11 protein-coding genes are annotated in these 14,891 nt (G+C 70.2%); 6 read left to right on the plus strand and 5 right to left on the minus strand.

The genetic code is table 11. The features are described 5' to 3' along the window. Positions 1–49: 49 nt before the first annotated feature. The 3 genes from TSB10P1A_RS17465 to TSB10P1A_RS17475 all read left to right on the plus strand — a co-directional run bounded on the left by TSB10P1A_RS17465 (position 50) and on the right by TSB10P1A_RS17475 (position 4,235). Positions 50–2,044, plus strand: coding sequence for a tripartite tricarboxylate transporter permease (locus TSB10P1A_RS17465; RefSeq protein WP_186389228.1), 1,995 nt, complete (start codon positions 50–52; stop codon positions 2,042–2,044). Positions 2,045–2,181: 137 nt separating this feature from the next. Then, positions 2,182–3,273 carry a 4-oxalomesaconate tautomerase gene (locus TSB10P1A_RS17470; RefSeq protein ID WP_186389229.1) on the plus strand — a complete coding sequence of 364 codons (1,092 nt, stop codon included), beginning with the start codon at positions 2,182–2,184 and terminating at the stop codon, positions 3,271–3,273. After that, positions 3,270–4,235, plus strand: a complete 966-nt coding sequence (locus tag TSB10P1A_RS17475) for a D-2-hydroxyacid dehydrogenase family protein (protein WP_186389230.1) — start codon at positions 3,270–3,272, stop codon at positions 4,233–4,235. Before TSB10P1A_RS17470 ends, TSB10P1A_RS17475 begins: the two co-directional genes overlap by 4 nt. Here the strand turns inward: TSB10P1A_RS17475 and TSB10P1A_RS17480 are convergent. Further along, positions 4,216–5,229: an AbrB family transcriptional regulator gene (locus TSB10P1A_RS17480; protein ID WP_186389231.1), complete on the minus strand. Its 1,014-nt coding sequence runs from the start codon at positions 5,227–5,229 to the stop codon at positions 4,216–4,218. The genes TSB10P1A_RS17475 and TSB10P1A_RS17480 overlap by 20 nt on opposite strands. Positions 5,230–5,329: 100 nt before the next feature. Between TSB10P1A_RS17480 and TSB10P1A_RS17485 the strand changes: the two genes are divergently transcribed. The 3 genes from TSB10P1A_RS17485 to tcuB are packed head-to-tail and all read left to right on the plus strand — an operon-like array spanning position 5,330 to position 8,491. Then, on the plus strand, positions 5,330–5,998 hold the full coding sequence (locus TSB10P1A_RS17485; protein ID WP_186389232.1) for a GntR family transcriptional regulator: 669 nt from the start codon (positions 5,330–5,332) through the stop codon (positions 5,996–5,998). Beyond that, positions 5,995–7,386: an FAD-dependent tricarballylate dehydrogenase TcuA gene (gene tcuA / locus TSB10P1A_RS17490; protein ID WP_186389233.1), complete on the plus strand. Its 1,392-nt coding sequence runs from the start codon at positions 5,995–5,997 to the stop codon at positions 7,384–7,386. Before TSB10P1A_RS17485 ends, tcuA begins: the two co-directional genes overlap by 4 nt. Continuing rightward, positions 7,376–8,491: a tricarballylate utilization 4Fe-4S protein TcuB gene (gene tcuB, locus TSB10P1A_RS17495; protein ID WP_186389234.1), complete on the plus strand. Its 1,116-nt coding sequence runs from the start codon at positions 7,376–7,378 to the stop codon at positions 8,489–8,491. The genes tcuA and tcuB overlap by 11 nt, the downstream gene beginning before the upstream one ends. A 40-nt stretch (positions 8,492–8,531) precedes the next feature. On the opposite strand, the gene TSB10P1A_RS17500 is transcribed toward tcuB, so the two are convergent. From TSB10P1A_RS17500 to TSB10P1A_RS17515, 4 genes are all read right to left on the minus strand, one after another. Then, positions 8,532–9,692, minus strand: a complete 1,161-nt coding sequence (locus tag TSB10P1A_RS17500; protein WP_186389235.1) for a siderophore-interacting protein — start codon at positions 9,690–9,692, stop codon at positions 8,532–8,534. Beyond that, the gene (locus TSB10P1A_RS17505) at positions 9,689–10,990 is read right to left on the minus strand and encodes a RhtX/FptX family siderophore transporter (protein WP_186389236.1); all 1,302 of its coding nucleotides are present in this window, start codon (positions 10,988–10,990) and stop codon (positions 9,689–9,691) included. Before TSB10P1A_RS17505 ends, TSB10P1A_RS17500 begins: the two co-directional genes overlap by 4 nt. A 55-nt stretch (positions 10,991–11,045) precedes the next feature. Further along, the gene (locus tag TSB10P1A_RS17510; protein ID WP_186389237.1) at positions 11,046–13,250 is read right to left on the minus strand and encodes a TonB-dependent receptor; all 2,205 of its coding nucleotides are present in this window, start codon (positions 13,248–13,250) and stop codon (positions 11,046–11,048) included. A 211-nt stretch (positions 13,251–13,461) separates the two neighbouring features. After that, on the minus strand, positions 13,462–14,787 hold the full coding sequence (locus TSB10P1A_RS17515; protein WP_186389238.1) for an MFS transporter: 1,326 nt from the start codon (positions 14,785–14,787) through the stop codon (positions 13,462–13,464). Positions 14,788–14,891 lie beyond the last annotated feature (104 nt).

Here is a 14,891-nt window from a genome sequence, read left to right on the forward strand (position 1 = left end):
CGAAGGGTGGCCTTGTTGCGACTGCCCGGCAAACACGGAAGCGCTCACCGTGATCGACACCCTCTTGTCCGCGCTCGGAACGCTGCTGTCGTTCCAGCATCTCTTCTACATGCTGATTGGCGTATCGGTCGGGCTGCTGGTCGGTGTCATTCCCGGCCTCGGCGGCATCGCCGGCCTGTCGCTGCTCATTCCCTTTCTCTACGGAATGAACGAGATTTCCGCGCTGGCGATGCTGATCGGCCTCGTCGCCGTGATCCCGACCTCCGACACGTTCGCCTCCGTGCTGATGGGCATTCCGGGATCCTCGGCCAGTCAGGCGACGGTGCTGGACGGCTTTCCGCTTGCCCGCAAGGGGCAGGCGGCGCGGGCGCTGTCGGCGGCCTTCATCTCGTCGATGGCGGGCGGCATCTTCGGCGCCATCATCCTGACCGGCTTCGTCGTCATCGCCCGGCCGCTGATCCTGTCCTTCGGTTCGGCGGAACTGTTCATGCTGGCGCTGTTCGGCCTGTCCATGGTCGCGGTGCTGGCCGGGCGGAGCCTTGCCAAGGGGCTGGCCGCCTGCTGCATCGGCCTGGTTATCGGGTCGATCGGCGGGGCGCCCGCCACCGGCGAGTTCCGGATGATCTTCGGCTTCGACTATCTCTATGACGGCATCCCGCTGGTGATCGTCGGCCTCGGCTTCTTCGCCGTCCCGGAGATCGCCGACCTGCTGCGCCGGAATTCGGCCATCGCCTCGGGCAATGCGCTGGGCTCGGGGTGGTTCCAGGGCCTGCGCGACTGGTGGGCGAATGTCTGGCTGTCGATGCGCTGTTCCGGCTTCGGCTGCATCATCGGCTCGATTCCGGGCCTTGGCGGGTCCGTGGTGGACTGGATCGCCTATGGCCATGCGGTGCAGACGGTCAAGAAGGATCCGCATTTCGGCCAGGGCGACATCCGCGGCGTCATCGCGCCGGAAAGCTCCAACAACGCGATGCAGGGCGGTGCGCTGCTGCCGACCATGCTGTTCGGCATCCCCGGCTCCGGGTCGATGGCGGTGTTTCTCGGCGGCATGGTGCTGCTGGGCATCCAGCCCGGCCCGTCGATGGTGGGCGCCGACCTCGACATCACCTATTCGGTGATCTGGTCGCTGGCTCTCGCCAATGTCATGGGCGCCGGCATCTGCCTGGCGCTGGCGATCCCGATTTCCAAGCTGACCCAGGTGCCGTTCCAGCGGCTGGCGCCTTTCATGATCGTGCTGATCTGCTTCGCCGCGTTCCAGGCGACGCGCTCGCTGGCCGATCTGGTGGCGCTGCTGGCGCTTGGCGTGCTGGGCGTGCTGATGAAGCGTTTCGGCTGGCCGCGTCCGGCCTTGCTGATCGGCTATGTGCTGGCGCCGCAGGCCGAGACCTATCTCTACCAGGCGCTGCAGTTCTACGGCTGGGACTTCGTCTTCCGGCCCGGCGTCATCGTCATCGCCCTGATGACGCTGGCCTCGATCTGGTTCGGCCTGCGCAACCGGGTGGACGAGCATGGCCACGTGGTGCCGAACGCGGACGATGCGCCGGACGTGCCGTCCTTCAAGGCGCATCTGCCGCAGATCGGCTTTGCCGCGGCGATGGCGGTGCTGCTGGTGGTGGCCCTGACGGATGCGCTGAAGCACGGGTTCCTGGCGCAGGTCTTCCCGCTGTCGGTGTCGCTGGTCGGCCTGACGATGCTGGTGATCCTGATCCCGCAACTGGCGCGCGGCAAGACGGGGCATCATTCGCATTTCGATGCCGAACTGACCGGCGAGCATGTCGGCCAGGAGGGGGTTGGCAATCTGTGGGGCGGGCTGGTATGGATCGCCGGTCTCGTCGCCCTGACGGCGCTGATCGGCTTCTACGCGGCCATGCTGGTCTTCTTCCCGATCTTCCTGACGGTCCGTGCCAAGGCTGGTCCGGTCATGACCGGGTTGATGACCGCCGGTGTCGCCGGAGCGATCCTGCTGCTGGCCTGGGCCTTGGCCCTCAACTTCCCTTCGGGCGTGCTGCAGGATGCCGTGGACCTGCCCTGGCCCTTCCGCTGATCGTGTTCCGGCCCGCGCCTGCAAGGCGCGGGCTCTTGTCTTCCGGCCCGTGCCCGCACGGCACAGGCCCCTTGTCTTCCGGCCTGCCCCGCGCCTTCGGGTGCGGGCCTTTTGTCTTCCGAGCTCAGGAGATGACGATGGTCCAGACCGCCATTCCCTTCCACTTCTTCCGCGGCGGCACGTCGCGCGGCCCGTATTTCCGGCGCGAGGATCTGCCCGAGGACCGCGAGACGCTTGCCCGCGTGCTGGTCGCCGCCATCGGGTCGGGCCACAAGCTGAACATCGACGGCATCGGCGGCGGCGCGGCGGTGACGACCAAGGTCGCCATGCTGTCGCGCTCGGAGGCGGAGGGGTGCGACATCGACTATTTCTTCGCGCAGGTCAGCGTCGAGGACGGGCTGGTCGACTTCAAGCCTACCTGCGGCAACATCCTGTCGGGCGTCGGCCCGGCCGCGCTGGAGATGGGGCTGATCGCGCCGCAGGGCGATGTCACCCGTATCCGCATCCGCTCGGTCAACACCGGCGCCAAGGTCGAGGCGGTGGTGCGCACGCCGGGCGGCGAGGTCGAGTATGACGGCGATGCCGCCATCGACGGGGTGCCGGGCACGGCGGCGCCGATCTTCCTGAACTTCATGGATGTGGTCGGATCGAGCACGGGGGCGCTGCTGCCGACCGGCGCGCTGCGCGACGTGATCGACGGGATCGAGGTCACCTGCATGGACGTGGCGATGCCGATCTGCATCGCCCGCGCCGCCGATTTCGGCCTGACCGGCTATGAGACGATCGAGGAGCTCGACGCCAACCGCGACTTCTACGCGCGCATGGAGCCGATCCGGCTCGAGGCCGGGCGGCGCATGGGGATGGGCGACGTGTCCAAGTCCGTCACCCCGAAATTCGCGATGCTGGCGCCGCCGCGCAACGGCGGCACGGTCACCGCGCGCTACTTCATGCCGTGGAACTGCCACCCGACCATGGCGGTGACCGGCGCGCAGTGCCTCGCCTCCTGCGTGCTGACGCCCGGCACTGTTGCCGAGGGGCTGTTCACCCCGCCCGAGGGCAGCCCGGCGCTGGTGCTGATCGAGCATCCCGGCGGGGCGATCGACGTGACGGTCGACTACGAGACGGGGCCGGACGGCTTCGTCCTGAAGTCGGCGGGCCTGCTGCGCACCGCCCGCCTGCTGGCGCGGGGCGAGGTGATGGTGCCGGCCGGGGTCTGGGCCGGCCGATGAGGGTCCATATCCTCGACGACTGGTCGGACACGCTGCGCGGCCTGCCGTGCTTTGCGCGGCTGGCCGGCCATGACGTGACCGTGTGGACCGACCATGTCGAGGGGGCGGCTCTGGCGGAGCGGCTGCAGGCGGCGGAGGCGCTTTGCCTGTTCCGCGAGCGCACGCGCATCACCGCCGATCTGCTGGCGGCGCTGCCGCATCTGCGGCTGATCTCGGGGCGGGGCGCCTGGCCGCATGTCGATGTGGCGGCCTGCACGGCCCGCGGCGTCGCCTTCGCCTCCAGGAAGCCCGCCGAGGCGCCGAACCACGCGGCCGCCGAGCTGACCTTCGCGCTGATCCTTGCCGCCCTGCGCGATCTGCCGGGGCAGATGGCGAGCGCCAAGGCCGGCCACTGGCAGGCCGGCGTCGGCCGCACCCTGCGGGGCAAGACCATCGGCATCTACGGCCATGGCCGGATCGGGCGTCTCATCGCCGGCTATGCGGCGGCGTTCGGGGCGAGGGTGATCTGGTGGGGGTCGGAGGCCGGGCGCCTGCGGGCGGCGGGCGAGGGCGGCGAGGTGGCGGCAAGCCGCGCTGCCTTCTTCACCGAGGCCGATATCGTGACGCTGCATCTGCGCCTGACACCGGCAACGCAAGGCATCGTCACCGCCGAGGATCTCGCCCTGATGCGGCCCCGCTCGGTGCTGGTCAACACCTCCCGCGCCGGACTGATCGCGCCCGGCGCCCTGCTGGCGGCGCTGGAGGCGGGCCGGCCCGGCCTTGCCGCGCTCGATGTCTTCGACAAGGAGCCGCTCACGGATGCGGCCGATCCGCTGCTGTCGCATCCGCGGGTGATCGCGACGCCGCATATCGGCTTCGTCACCGAGGAGGAGTTCGACCTGCAATTCGCCGACGTCTTCGACCAGGTGGCCGCCTTTGCCGCCGGCACGCCGGTCCATCTGGTCAATCCGGAGGTGGCTTGACCTTCAGCAGGCGCGCCGCCAGCGGCGCGCCGAGGATGACGACGACGATCCGCGTCAGGTGATGCAGGATGACGAAGCCGAGATCGGCGCCGGCGACCAGCGCCAGCACCGTCATCTCCGCCTGGCCGCCGGGCGCGAAGGCGAGGAAGCCCTCGACCGGCTGGGCAAGGCCCGACAGGGTGACGACCTCGGTGAAGATCGCGGCGAGGGCGGCCAGCAGCAGGACGAAGGCCAGGCCCGACAGGATGAAGCTGCGCAGCTCCCTGAGGGTCACCCCGACATATTGAACGCCGATGCCGATGCCGATGAAGAACTGCGAGGCGAGGATCGCCTCGGCGGGCGGGCGGGTGTGGATCAGGCCGCCGAGGGAGAGGGCGGCGGTCAGGATCAACGGACCGAGGATCGAGGCGCCGAACAGGCCGATCCGCTCGCCCCCCTTCCAGCCGATCAGGGCGGCGGCGGCCATCAGCAGCAGTTCGCCGCCGGGCAGGTCGCGGATCGGCGCGCCGACGGCGCCGGTCAGGCTGGCGCCATAGAGGCCGGTCAGGATCAGCGGGGCCAGCGTCACGATCACCAGCACCCGCGTCGCGTGGATCAGCGCCAGCGCCCGCACATCCGCGCCCGCCTGCTGGCCGAAGATCACCATGTCCTGCAGGCCGCCGGGCATGGCCGCATACCAGGACGTCACCGGATCGTAGCCGAGCCGGCGAAAGAACGGCACGCCGACGATGCCGATCATGACGACATAGACCGGCACCAGGGCGACGCTGCCCGCCATCTGCGGGATGCGGGCGACCACCTCCGGCGTGATCGACGCGCCGACGGCGACGCCCAGCACCGTCCGCGCGAGGATGGAGACCGTGCCCATCCCCTTCAGCGGCGCACGGGCGAGCGCCGCGAGCAGGCAGGCCGTCATCGGTCCGAACAGGAAGGGGAGAGGCAGGCCGAGCAGCATGAACACCGCCACGCCGAGGCCGGCGATGGCGAGCGTCATCAGTCTTTTTGTTAAGTGGGCCGGCACGGCCAATCTCCTTGCATGATTTCGTATCCGACTGTATACGTCCGGATACAATTTAGCGCAAGAGAGATTGCCGATGGCCGAAGACAGCGAAATTCCGCAAGGGCAGGTCGCCTATCGCCGCCTGCTGGAGGACATCCGCTCCGGCACGCTGGCGCCGGGGGCGCGGCTGCGCGAAACCGATCTTGCCGAGCGACTGGGCATCAGCCGCACCCCGGTGCGCGAGGCGATCCGCCAGTTGGAGGCCGACGGTCTGGTGATCCACCTGGCCCGGCAGGGGGCGACGATCCGGACCCTCGATCATGCCGAGGTGGTGGAGCTGTACGAGATGCGCGCGGTGCTGGAGGGGACGGCCGCGCGTCTTGCCGCGCGCGCTGCGTCCGACATGGAGCTGGCGGAACTTGCCGCCCTCAACAGCGAGCTTGCCGCCGCGCCCGCCGGCCCGCAGGCGCGCGAATTGAACCGGCAGTTTCACCGGACGCTGCTCGATGCCGCGCGCAACCGCTTCCTGCTGAAGTCGATGAGCGCGCTGCAGAAGACCCTGCTGATCCTTGGCCCGTCGACCCTTGGCGACTCGGACCGCGTGGCCTCCGCCGTCGCCGAACATGCCGCCGTTCTGACGGCGCTGGAGGCCCGCGACGGCGTCGCCGCCGAGGCGGCGATGCGCGGCCACGTGGAAGCCGCGCTGCTGGCCCGCATCCGCGGAATGCGCGGCCGGGAAATCCCGCTGGAGGACGAGGTATGAAGGACTGGCCGAAAACGTTCGATCTTGCCGTCGTCGGCGGCGGCAATGCCGCCCTTTGCGCCGCGATCACCGCGGCCGAGGCCGGTTGCACCGTCCTGATCCTGGAGGGCGCGCCGCAGCCTTATCGCGGCGGCAATTCGCGCCACACCCGCAATTTCCGCTGCATGCACCGCCAGCCGGTGTTTCCGCTGACCGGCGCTTATGAGGAGGAGGAGTATCTCCACGACCTGATGCTGGTGACCAAGGGCAAGACGGATGAGGGGCTGGCGCGCCTTGCCATCCGCTCCTCGGAGGAGTGTCTGCCCTGGATGCAGCAGCACGGCGTGCGGTTCCAGCCCTCGCTCTCGGGCACCTTGTCGCTGTCGCGCACCAATGCCTTCTTCCTGGGCGGCGGCAAGGCGCTGGTCAACGCCTATTACAACACCGCCGCCGATCTCGGCGTGACGGTCGCCTATGACGCGCAGGTGACGCATGTGCACCTGGACGGGGACCAGATCACCCATCTGCATGCCGACATCGCCGGGGTCCCGGTCACCGTCACGGCGCGGGCCTTCGTGCTGGCCTCCGGCGGCTTTCAGGCCGATCTCGACTGGCTGGCCCGTGCCTGGGGGCCGGCCGCCCGCAACTTCCTGATCCGCGGCACGCCCTACAATCGCGGCGTGGTGCTGCGCGACATGCTGGACCAGGGTGCCGAGTCGGTGGGCGATCCGACGCAGTGCCATGCGGTCGCCATCGACGGGCGCGCGCCGAAATTCGACGGCGGCATCGTCACCCGGCTGGACTGCGTGCCGTTCTCGATCGTCGTCAACAGGGACGGCGACCGCTTCCACGACGAGGGCGAGGATGTCTGGCCGAAGCGCTATGCGATCTGGGGCCGCCTGGTCGCCGCCCAGCCCGACCAGGTCGGCTATGCGCTGATCGACGCGAAGTCGATCGACCTGTTCATGCCCTCGGTGTTTCCGCCGGTGAAGGCGGACACGGTGGAGGAACTGGCCGCCAAGCTGGGCCTCGACCCGGCGCCCGTGCGCCGCACGGTCGACGGTTTCAACGCCGCCTGCCGTCCCGGTGCCTTCCATCCGACCGAACTGGACGGGCTCGGCACGGAAGGGCTGGCGGTGGCGAAGACCAACTGGGCGCGGCCGCTCGATACCCCGCCCTTCTACGGCTACGAGCTGCGCCCCGGCGTGACCTTCACCTATCTCGGGCTGAAGGTCGATGACCGCGCGCAGGTGCATAGCGAGGCCGGCCCGATCCGCAACCTGTGGGCGGCGGGGGAGATCATGGCCGGGTCGATCCTCGGCCAGGGCTATCTCGCCGGCTTCGGCATGACCATCGGCACCGTTTTCGGACGTATCGCGGGCAAGGAGGCCGCCGCCCATGTCGCTTGACACCGCGCCTGACACCGCGCCTGTCACTTCGCTCGGCAGCTTCGAGGAGGCGCGCCGCCAGATCGAGATCTGCAACGCCTGCCGCTATTGCGAGGGCTTCTGTTCGGTCTTCCCGGCGATGACCCGCCAGAAGGCCTTTGCCGATGGCGACCTGACGCAACTCGCCAACCTGTGCCACAACTGCCGCGGCTGCTATTACGCCTGCCAGTACACCGCCCCGCACGAATTCGCCCTGAACATCCCGGCGGCGCTCGGCGAGGTGCGGGCGGAAAGCTGGGAGCGGCTCGCCCGCCCGCAAGCGCTTGCCCGGCTGTTCCAGAGCCACGGGGTGGCGATGGCCGGCCTGCTGGCCGTGGCGCTTGCCTGTTTCTTCTGGGCGCTCGCCGCCCTGAAGCCGGAGACCGGCGCCGGCTTCTATGCCCATCTGGCGCATAACACCATGGTCGCCATCTTCGTGCCGGCGTTTCTCGCGCCGCTCGGCCTCATCGCCCTGTCGATCCGCGACTACTGGCGCGAGACCGGCGGCGGCCGCGTCCGGCTGATCCATGTGCTGCGCGCGCTCGACAGCGCCGCGCGGATGAAGAACCTGTCGGGCGGCCATGGCGAGGGCTGCAATTTCGAGCAGGGCGACCGCTTCAGCGACCGCCGCCGGGTGTTCCACCAGTTGATGATGTACGGCTTCCTGCTGTGTTTCGCCGCGACCGCCAGCGGCACGGTGATGCATTACGCCTTCGGCTGGGAGGCGCCCTATCCGCTGTTCTCCCTGCCCAAGCTGTTCGGCGTGCCGGGCGGGCTGATGATGGTGGCGGGGGCGGCCGGGCTGGTCTGGCTGAAGCTGCGGGCCGAGCGCACGCTCGGCGCTGCCCGGGTGTGGGGCGGCGAGATGGCCTTCATCCTGCTGCTCGGGGCCGTCGCCCTCACGGGTCTTGCGCTTTACGCGGCCACCGGCACCGGGCTGACCGGCCCGCTGCTGGCGATCCATCTCGCCTGCGTCATGGTGCTGTTCCTGCTGATGCCGTTTTCCAAGATGGTGCACGGCTTCTTCCGCCTTGCGGCGCTGACGGTGGAGGCGGGCAAGCCCGCTCCCGCCGGCGGCGGCGAATGATCCGCATGCCCAAGATGCGGTCGTCTCAGGTGCGAATGTCTCAGGCGCGGTCGGCGGCGGCCTTGCCGCGCGTCCAGTAGGCGATCGCCATCTGCTCGCCCTTGCCGAGGCCGAACTGCTGCCGGAACAGGCCGCGCAGCCGCTGGGCGGTGTCGCGCTCGCCGGCGAACCAGGCGAAGGCCGGGGGCGCTGCCGCCGTCAGCTCGCGGGCCAGCGCCTCCGCCTCCGCGTCGAAGCGACCTGCGGCGAGCCCATGCACCGTCAGCCCGAGCGCGGCCACCGCCGCCTCGTCGAGATAGGAGCGCGCCAGCGCGTCGTCGCCGAGACCCAGGATGACATGGCCGCCCGGCGCCGCCACCTCGGGCGCTGGCGGCGTGCCGGCGCGGGCCTCGATCATCCGGGCGATGGCCGGGGCCGCCGTGGCATCGCCGATCAGCAGCAGGCCCGTCCGGGAGGCTCCCCCGGACGAAACCTCAGACGTTGCGGGAGCGGACAGCGGCAGGTCCTGGCCGCCGGAGGGGCCGAGCAGCCCGATCACCGCGCCGAGGGGCGCCGTTTCCGCCCAGTCGGCGAAGCTGCCGCCTGAATGGCGCACCACGTCGATGTCGACCTCGCCGGCCTCGGGCCGCAGGATGCGGATCGTGTAATAGCGCAGGGTCAGCGCGGCATCGCCTTCGGGGAGCACCAGCGCGCCGTTGGCGGCCAGCCGCGGCCACTGAGGCGTTTCGCTGCGAGGCGTCTTGCTGCCCTGCGGCGGCAGCAGCAGCTTCACATGGATGCCGTCCGATCCCAGGCGCGGCATGTCCTCGACGGTGAAGGTCAGCCGCCACAGGCCGGGCAGGATCTCGCGCCGTCCCGCCAGCGTCATGCGGTGGAAGAAGGCCGGCAGCGCCTCCTGCGGCCGGTCGGCATCGTCGGACCAGCGCAGGCGGAGCGCTTCGCCAGGCGCCACCTCGTCGAGGCGTTCGATCACCAGTTGCTTCAGCCGGTGCAGGGCGACCTCGGCGCGCGCCTGCGCCGTGAAGGCAAGGGCCTCGCCCTCGGCCGCGATGCCGATGGCGCCGACCTCGAAGCGGAACAGCACCCGGTCGGCGGAGTGCGAGGCCGGCGCAAGGCCGCGCGCCGAGACCTCGCTCACCAGCGCCTCCAGCATCGCCTCGGGCTCGGGCACGGTCAGGCTGGCGGTGGCGTGGAACCTCATCGGCTGGCCTTCGGCGACTGGAGGGAGAGGGGGCGGGCGGGGCGGCGCAACAGGGCGGCGGTGACCAGCACGGCAAGGCCCGACAGGGCGCTCGCCAGCAGGAACAGCGTGTCGTAGCCGAAGCGGTCGGCGAGCACGCCGGACAGGCTGGAGCCGATCAGGTAGACGACGAGCTGGGCGCAGGCGAGCAGGGTGAAATCCGTGCCCGGCTGGTCGCTGGAGGCCACGGCCATGAACAGCGAATAGAGCACGACGATTTCCATGTAGCGGATGAAGGTCTGGAAGGCGGCGGCGGACATCACCGCCTCGACCTGCGGCACCAGGCCGAGCGCATGGGCGGCGAACAGCAGGAAGCACAGGGTGCGCAGGCCTCCCAGCGTGATCAGCGCCCGTTCCGTGCCCTGCCAGCGGATCAGGCCGACGGCGACCACCGAGCCGATCAGCCCGGCGCTGGCCGCCGAGGCGCCGGACAGATAGCCGATCCAGGACAGCGGCAGGCCGGCATCGACCAGATACGGTCCCTCCATCGCCTTGACCAGGCCCTCGCTGGCGCGGAACACCAGCGCCACCACGAGGATGCGCACCGCCTCGGGCCGGGCGAAGAAGGCCTTCAGCGACGGCCGGTGCGCGGGCTGGGCGGCATCGGCGCCGCCGTCCGTCTCCGTCTCGCGCATCAGCGGCGTCACAGCGAGCGGCAGCAGGCTGAGGCCGGCGACGAAGAGCAGCGTGCCGGTCCAGCCGATCTGTTCGTAGAGGATCAGCGACAGGGTGCCGCCGATGACGACGCCGAAGGCGACGGCGCCGCCCTGGCAGGCATTGCCGATGCCCCGGTCCTGCGGCCTGAGGCTGCGGGTGGCATAGCCGTCGGTGGCGATGTCCTGGGTCGACATGGCGACGGCGATCATCAGGCAGAGCACGAACAGCCCCATCACTTGGGTCGGTTCGACGAAGGCCATGGCGGCGATGCCGGCGGCGGTGACGAGCTGCATCGGCACGATCCAGCCGCGCCGGTGGCCGATCGGCAGCAGCCGCAGCCGGTCGACGAAGGGGGCCCAGGCGAACTTGACCACCAGCGGCAGCATCAGCAGCGAGAAGAAGCCGATGGCGCTGCGCGAAACGCCCTGCTCGCGCAGCATCGGCGGCAGGGCGGCGGCGATCAGATAGGTGGGGATGCCCTGCGCCAGATAGAGGCCGGCCAGGGTGACGAACAGCGGCAGCCGCGCGGGATGCGCGGCCCGTTCGTCCGGCTCCGCGGGACGATCCGGCGCCTGGCCGGGCGAGGGGGCTGTGGCGTCCATGGCAAACTCCGCCCTGGAGCGGCCGCGACGCCGGGGCGCCGCGGCCGGTCCTGGTTCAGAAGGTGACCCGGTAGGACAGGGCGATGGTGCGGCCAAGGCCGGGCACCTCGCCGCCGCGCGTGGCGCTGGCCGTCGGGTTGACGTAGTAGGTGTCGAAGACGTTGCGCACCGCGAGCGCCAGGTTGCCGGCATTGCCGAAATCCTTGGCGAGTTGCAGGTGCAAGAGGGTCGCCCCGTCCAGCCGCTCGCCCGCCACCTTGTCGCGCCCGGACAGGAACTCGACCTCGGCGCGGGTGGTGATGTCATGCGCGAAGCGCATCTCGCCGTAGAGATTGGCCTTGATCGTGTTGGGGATGCGGTTGTTGGGCAGGTGCTCGTTGCTGCTCAGCGTGCCGTCGCCATTGGCGTCGTAGAGGCCTTCCTGATAGGAGAACAGCCCGCCGAGGGTGAAGCGGTCGGTGACGTCGACGGCGCCCGAGACTTCCACGCCCCAGATCCGCTCCTTCTGCTGCGACACCCGGTTGGAGGCGACGTCGTAGCTGACGCCGTTGTCCGAGGTGGAGATATAGGCGCTGGCGGTTGCCCGCACCCGGCCCCAGTCGCCGCGCAGGCCCGCCTCATAGGTGTTCACGAGCTGCGGTTCCGGCGCGATGTCGGAATAGTTGATGGCATAGGTCGGCGTGCCGGAGCAGCCGAAGGCAGCGGCGAGGGCGCCGTAGGCGGCGCAGATCTCGGCGCGGCTGTTGACGCCGGCGCGGCGGGTGAAGCCGCCGATATCGGTCAGCGAATAGCCTTGCGAGAAGTTGCCGAAGGCCTGGAGGTTGCGGGTCAGGTCGAACACGCCGCCGCCATTGAATGTCGGCGAGTTGTAGGTGAAGCTGCCGCCCGTCACGTTGACCGCCGGCCACAGCGTGCCGGGGAACTGGATCGCCGCCGGCCGGCGGAAGTCGTCGACCTTGAGGAAGAACTGGTCGAAGCGGGCGCCGCCCTGCAGGCGGAAGCGCTCGGTGATCGGCAGTTCGGCCTGGGCGAAGGCGCCGATCTGGTGCTGGGTCATCGGCGCGATGACGGTGGTGCCGTCGACCATCTCCTGGGTGGTGTGGTCATAGGTGTAGTCGAGGCCCCAGGTCAGGCTCAGCCCGTCGCGGATGGCGTCGAGCGAGCTGTTGACCGTGGCGCTCACGCCGATCCGGTCGGAGCGCAGCACCGTCTGGTTCTGCGAGGTGACCGGATTGGTCGGGTCGCCGGAGTAATAGACGATGGAGTTGACGCTCGACAGCCGGGCGAAGGGCGCCTGCTTCTCGATGCCGTTGTAATAGGCCTTCAGCTCGAGGGCGCCGAGCAGGAAGTCGCTTTCGGTGAAGCGGGCGGTGACATAGCGCGAATCTTCCTTCAGCGGATCGCCGACGTAGGGATCGTTGAAGTCCGGCGACACCGGCGTCGTGGCGTAATTGGTGAACCACTTCGGCTTCTGCTCGAGATAGGTCCAGTCGAAGCTCATCTCGAAGCGGCGGGTGTCGACCTCGTAGCCGAGGGCGGCGAAGAGATTGCCCTGCTTGGTGCGGTCGCCGCCGCCCTGGCCGAGCATGGCGTCGGAGGCCATCTCGTTGCCGCGCCCGTCGAAGGTCTTGCGGGTCATGTCGCCGGAGGCGGAGAAGAAGTAGTCGAAGTTCTTCAGCCGGCCCTCGACGCTGGCGCTGACGCTCGGCGCGATCGAGGCGCCGATGTCCTTGGTATAGGTGCTGGCCTCGGTGCGCAGCGTCACCTTCGGCGTTTCCGAACTGCCGCGCTTGGTGATGAAGTTGATGGTGCCGCCGGTGGCGCCGGCGCCGTAGAGGCTGGAGGCGCCGTTGACCACCTCGATGCGCTCCACCGTCTCCAGGTCGATCATCGACAGGATGCGGGAATTGTCGCGCAGCGGCGTGTTGCGCGGCACGCCGTCGACCATGATCAGCACGCTGCGGCCGCGGAATGTCTCGGAGGCGCCGGACAGGGTCTGGTTGGACGGGGCGAAGCCGGGCACCAGGCGGGCGATGATGTCGGCCGGGTCGGTGGAGCCGAAGCGGACCGCCTCGATCTGCTCGCGGTCGATGACGATGACCGACTGGGCCAGCGTGCCGACTTCGGCCGGCGCGCGGCCGGCGGTGACGACGATCCGGTCGAGCAGCGTCGCGCGCTCTTCCGCCGCCTCGTCCTGGGCCTGGGCCGGCAAGGCCGCAAGGCCCGCCGTAACGGTGATCAAAAAGGGTGTAATGCGCATGGAGGACGCCCCGATCCTTGCATGATTTCAGGAGGATGTGGTGGCTGGACCGGGAGGGTCGCTGGCTTCCGAATGGCCGCGACTGGATCATACATGAGTCTAATTCTCAAGTTTTATTGCGGGAATTGACAGATCCGAAAGCGCAGTGTTGCGAAGATGAAACAGCCCTGTGGATGACGCTCCGCCGGCGGGGAGGTGCTCCGTCTGGCGATCAGGCGCCGGGCGCCGTCCGGCCGCGCCTTGCGGCGAGCGCGCCTGCCGCAAGGGCAAGGGCGAGGGCGGCCAGCGTCGCGGTCAGCACGGCGAAGGCGAGGGGGAAGCCGATGTCGCCGAGGATGCCGGCCACCACCGCTCCGGCGGCAAGGCCGGCGAATTGCAGGCTGGCGATCCAGGTTGCCGCCTGCGCCCGGCTTCCGCGTCCGGCCGGCTGGTCCGCTCCCGGCGCTGGTTCTGGTTCTGGCGCTGGTTCTGGCTTTGGTTCTGGCGCGGCAGCGCCAGCGGCGAGGAGGGCGCGCGCGGTGTTGGCCCCCAGCGCCAGCACCGCGCCGGCGGAGACGAGGGCGATGGCAAGGGCGATTGCCGGCAGGGCGTCGGCGCGGCCGAGGGCGGCAAGGCCGAGCCCGGCCGCCACCGTTCCGGCAAGCAGGGCGCCGGTGAGCCGCTCCCCGGCCAGCCGCCGCAGCATCAGTTGCATGACGATGCCGACGGCGACGGCCAGCATCAGGCAGAGGCCGGCGGCACCGGCCGCCGCATCCGGCGCCAGCGCCAGCCGGTCGCGGATCAGCGGCGCCAGCAGCACCGAGGCGGCTCCCAGCGCCAGTTGCAGGGTGAAGGCGGTGGCGAGCGGCGCGAGCGGCAGGGGCATGCGCTTGCGCGCCCCTCCGATTTCCCGTTCGGTTGCGCGTCCCGTCTCGCCGGCGGCGCTGCGGCCGGAGCCGGTCGCGTTTGCGGCGGAGTGGCGCAAGCTGCCGATCAGCGCGGCGACATAGACGGGCAGCGGCAGCGCCAGCGGCAGGGCCGGGCCGAGCAGCAGCAGCGGCGCGACCAGCCCGTTGCCGGCCAGCCGTCCGAGGCCGGTGACCGCATTGGCGCGGCCGATGGCTGTCAGCGTTGCCGCCGCCGCGCGCTGGGCCCCCATCGCCTGGGCCAGCGGCAGGGCGGCGGGCGCCGTCAGGCTGTAGACCAGCCGCGCCAGGATCAGCAGGGCGAGGCCGGCGGCGACCGGCAGCATCCCCGCCGCCGTCGCCCAGACGCTGGCGACCAGCAGGCCGACGCCGGTGCAGGCGCCGATCAGGCTGGCGCGCAGCGCAAGGTCGACGCCGCGCCGCCGGGCGAGCCCGCCCCATAGCGGCACGGCGATGGCGGCCAGCGCCAGGCCGGCGCCGACGAGAAGACCGAGCGGGGTCAGGCCGAGGCCGAAGATCTGTTGCAGCACCGGCACCATCGCCACCAGCGCGGCCTGGTGGAAGGCATTGGCCGCCAGCGCCAGCATCACATGGGCGGGCGCCCCCGCCTGTTCCTGTCGATCCATCGCCATCCGCCGCATCCGCCCCGCAGCGCAAGGGCGCGCCGGGGTGTGGTTTGGCGGGCTAATACATGAGTAAAAAACTCAAGTAAACGCCGGCGCCGCCTCCCGCGCTG

The sequence above is a fragment of the Stappia sp. TSB10P1A genome (assembly GCF_900185725.1).
Classification (GTDB): domain Bacteria; phylum Pseudomonadota; class Alphaproteobacteria; order Rhizobiales; family Stappiaceae; genus Stappia.